This is a genomic window from Streptomyces sp. NPDC019396 (assembly GCF_040632375.1).
GTDB lineage: Bacteria > Actinomycetota > Actinomycetes > Streptomycetales > Streptomycetaceae > Streptomyces.
The window spans coordinates 1-3,416 of the sequence record NZ_JBEYBS010000076.1; the positions used below are offsets into that span (position 1 = coordinate 1).

General features: G+C 60.3%; 3 protein-coding genes and 2 pseudogenes. 4 read left to right on the forward strand and 1 reads right to left on the reverse strand.

The genetic code is table 11. The annotated features are described in order from the left end of the window. Positions 1–90: 90 nt before the first annotated feature. A pseudogene (locus tag ABZ532_RS31375) lies at positions 91–363 on the forward strand (transposase); the annotation flags it as partial. A 257-nt stretch (positions 364–620) separates the two neighbouring features. Next, complete coding sequence (locus ABZ532_RS31380) at positions 621–1,976, forward strand: glycerophosphodiester phosphodiesterase family protein (RefSeq protein ID WP_361291354.1); 1,356 nt, start codon at positions 621–623, stop codon at positions 1,974–1,976. Positions 1,977–2,135: 159 nt separating this feature from the next. Here ABZ532_RS31380 and ABZ532_RS31385 read toward each other — a convergent pair. Continuing rightward, positions 2,136–2,249: pseudogene (locus ABZ532_RS31385) on the reverse strand (IS5/IS1182 family transposase); the annotation flags it as partial. Between the two features lie 166 nt (positions 2,250–2,415). On the opposite strand from ABZ532_RS31385, the gene ABZ532_RS31390 reads away from it, so the two are divergent. Next, a complete protein-coding gene (locus ABZ532_RS31390; RefSeq protein WP_361291360.1) occupies positions 2,416–3,039 on the forward strand; it encodes a transposase family protein in 624 nt (207 codons plus the stop codon). Beyond that, on the forward strand, positions 3,036–3,416 hold a 381-nt coding region (locus ABZ532_RS31395; RefSeq protein ID WP_361291357.1), incomplete at its 3' end, for a recombinase family protein. The genes ABZ532_RS31390 and ABZ532_RS31395, both read left to right, overlap by 4 nt.

Sequence of the window (3,416 nt, forward strand, 5' to 3'; positions counted from 1 at the left end):
GGCTACGAAGCGCGGGGTCAATCTTCTTGGGCACGTGTCCCATCCTCCCTGATGGCTCACAACGGAGCGGCAGAGAAGTCGGAACGGTTCAACCTGCCCCTGCACGACACAGCGCAGAACCAGATCTGGCTGGAGATCGGCCAGGTCGCCCTCGACCTGCTGGCCTGGATGCCCATGCTTGCCCTGACCGGCGAGACCCGCAGGTGGGAGCCCCGCCGCCTGAGGCTCCAGCTGTTCTCCGCCACCGCCCAGCTCGTCACCACCGCCCGCCGCCGGCACCTGGGATTCGCCCGCCACTGGCCCTGGACCGATGTGATCACCGATGCCCTGGCACGACTCCACGCTCTCCCGAACCCCGGCTGACCAGTACGTCCCGTCCCTACGAGCAGCACCACCCGACCGGAGCCGTGGAACCTGGCGCCCACCCGACGCGAAAGCCGGGCCGCCAGCCTGCCCACCATCAGCCCGAACAGCCGAAACGGCCCGCCGAAGAACCGACGAACCGTCACGAAAGATCGAGGTTAAGCGCGTTTTACTCAGGTGCGAGTTGGGGGGAAGGAGAAACAATTTGCCTTCCGTGATCGAATGTGACACCTGACCGCGGTTGATCGTAAATGTCGATGCCGATCTATATCGGAGGTAGAATCGTGATTAGACGCCGGAAGATTTGTGCGGCTTTGTCTGCCGTACTGGCATTGAGTGCCGTCGAGGCCGGCTTCCACATATCCGCCTCGGCTGCAGAATCCTCTCCGACCATCATTGCTCATCGCGGGTCGAGCTATACACGACCTTCGCATAGTATGGCATCCTATGAGAATGCCATCGATTTGCATGCGGACTATATTGAACCAGATCTCTTTCCGACTCGCGACGGTAATCTCGTGTCGATGCATGACGCGGACCTAGAAGAATGGACCAACGTAAGAGAGGTTTCCTACTTCGAAGGAAGGGAAAATGAAAATGGGAAATGGGAGATTCAGGACTTTACGCTTGCGGAACTAAAGAAGCTTTATGTGCGCGACCGTGATCGACCGGAAAATCATGCCGCGCCTTACAATACAGAAAGAATACCAACTTTCCAGGAGGTTATAAACCTCGCCAAAAGGGAAGGTGTGGGGATAGCCCCCGAGATCAAGTTTCCAAAATCCAACAAGGATAAAGGCTTCGATGTCGCAGATTTGGTCTACGATGCACTTGAGGAGAACGGCCTAGCTTCGTCGGGATCGGAGGTGATAGTCGCGAGTGCTGAAATTCAGGCGCTGAAAGACCTTGCAGCGAAAGGTATACCCAAGTCCAAGCTGCTCATGACTATCTACCCTCCGAGCTGGGGAGGGGGGCCAGCCGACACTCCGGGGTTGGAGTGGTCTGACATGACAACAGTGGATGGCCTGACAGATATAGCGGAATATGCTGGCGCCATCGCACCGAGGCACGACATGGTGTACAGGCAAGGAGAATCTACCGGCCTTGTGGAAAACGCGCACGAGGCTAACCTGAAGGTGTACACTTGGACCATCGCGCCTGACACGGTGCCAGGTGAATTCAATGATGATGAGATCGCCTGGATCAGTGCGCTCTACGGTGTAGGCATAGATGGAATTTACGCTGATTATCCGATGACCGCGCTTGCGGCAAAACGATTCACGTCGGACGCGCAAATCAATGGCTGCCCAAAGGCTTACCACACCGTGCTCGACGCTAAGCCTGGAAGGAACGAGGCGACGGTATCGTTCTCCTGTGGATCGCAGGTTGCTGTTGATGCTTGGGAAATTAGCTGGAATGTTCCAAGTGGATTGAGCGTGATTAGCGTAGACAGTGAGGCGGCATGTACACTCAATGGCAACCGAATTACCTGCAAGAATCGAAATACACCGAGCGTGGGCACGAACTCTTTTAAGGTGTATTATGATTGGGACGGGGAGACGGCTTCCCTCCATGTCACTGATCTCGCCGCAGACATCTGGTTCGACGTGTGATAGCCCGCCGTAACGCAGGCTCTTAAGGGTTGTCCCGTAATCCCCAGTGGATCAGCGCACGGCGTCAGATGCGGTGCATCGCAAGGCGAAGAGTCATCCTCATACTGGGCGTATTCGGATGATTCGACAACGCAGCGAGGTGCCGTAGCTGGCGTCGTGCTGCAGGGGCCTGCGTTTGATGCCCGTGGTCAGCCAGGGGCCGCCGCCCTGGTAGGCGAGATCGGCCAGGATGGGAACGCCCTGGCGCTCGCAGATCCGGATGATCCGGTGGGTCGGGCCTTGACCCCGGATTTTGGACACCGGAGAGACTTGGATCTTGATGGTCCAGGAGAACGGAGTCCCTCTGGCTTCCTGGACGCCCGGCCTCCATTAAGCTCTCACCGGCCTCGGTGAGAGCGACCACGTCATCGTTGACGGCACTCTGATCCCCATCGACCGGATCCGCGCGGATGAGCCGTACTACTCGATGAAGCACCGTAAGCATGGCATGAACGTGCAGGTCATCGCCCGACCCGACGGCACGCCGCTGTGGTTCTCCCGCGCAACACCGGGCCGCACCCACCGACCTGACCGCAGGCCACGCCCACGGCATCGTCCAGGCCCGCCTCACCGACAGATCCTCGTCCTCGCGGACCGCGCCTACCAGGGCGCCGGCGCCACTGTCCGAACCCCCTACACGAATCACCGCGAACAACCCGAGCACTACCAGCAGTTCAACCGCGAACATGCCCGGCTGAGAACTCCAGGAGAACGGGCCTTCGCACAGCTGAAGCCCTGGCGGCTACTACAGCGAGCCAGATGCTCCACCCGCAGAATCGGCACCGCCGTCCAAGCCATCCACACTACTGACCTGCGACTATTCAGGATGAAAACGGCTCAGTCAACCGGTTCAACCGGTCTTCCATGCTCCTCCCTTACCCATCGCTGCGCACCGGAGTTGAGTGATTACCGGCCGTCTGGTGCATATTCCCCATCGGCTGCCCATGGCCCGGTCCGCCCCTGCCCCCCTGTCAGGGACGAACCGGGCATCCCACGACGACGCAGAGGAACGACGCGACGATGACCACCCACAAGGAAACCGTTCACGACCCGCTCGTCGAGGCGGGCCCCGAGTGCACCGCGGCGGCTGTGGTCTACGTGTGTGCCGTGCGCAGTTCCACCGCGCCGACGCTGGCCGAGGAGCGGGCAGAGGCTGAGGGGATGGAGCGCGCCGTCGAACTCGGGTTGCGGGTGGTGGAGCTGATCACGGATGAGTACGGGACGGCCGACCCCGGGGACCGGGACGGTTGGAGGCGGGTCCGTGCGCTGGCGGAGTCCGGCGACATCGTTGCGGTGATTGTGCGGTGGCCTACGGTGATTGCGCCGGAATCCGTGCACGAGCTCCGCTACCGTGAGATCGCCTGGCTTCGGGATCACGGGGTCCGGGTCTGCTACTCATGG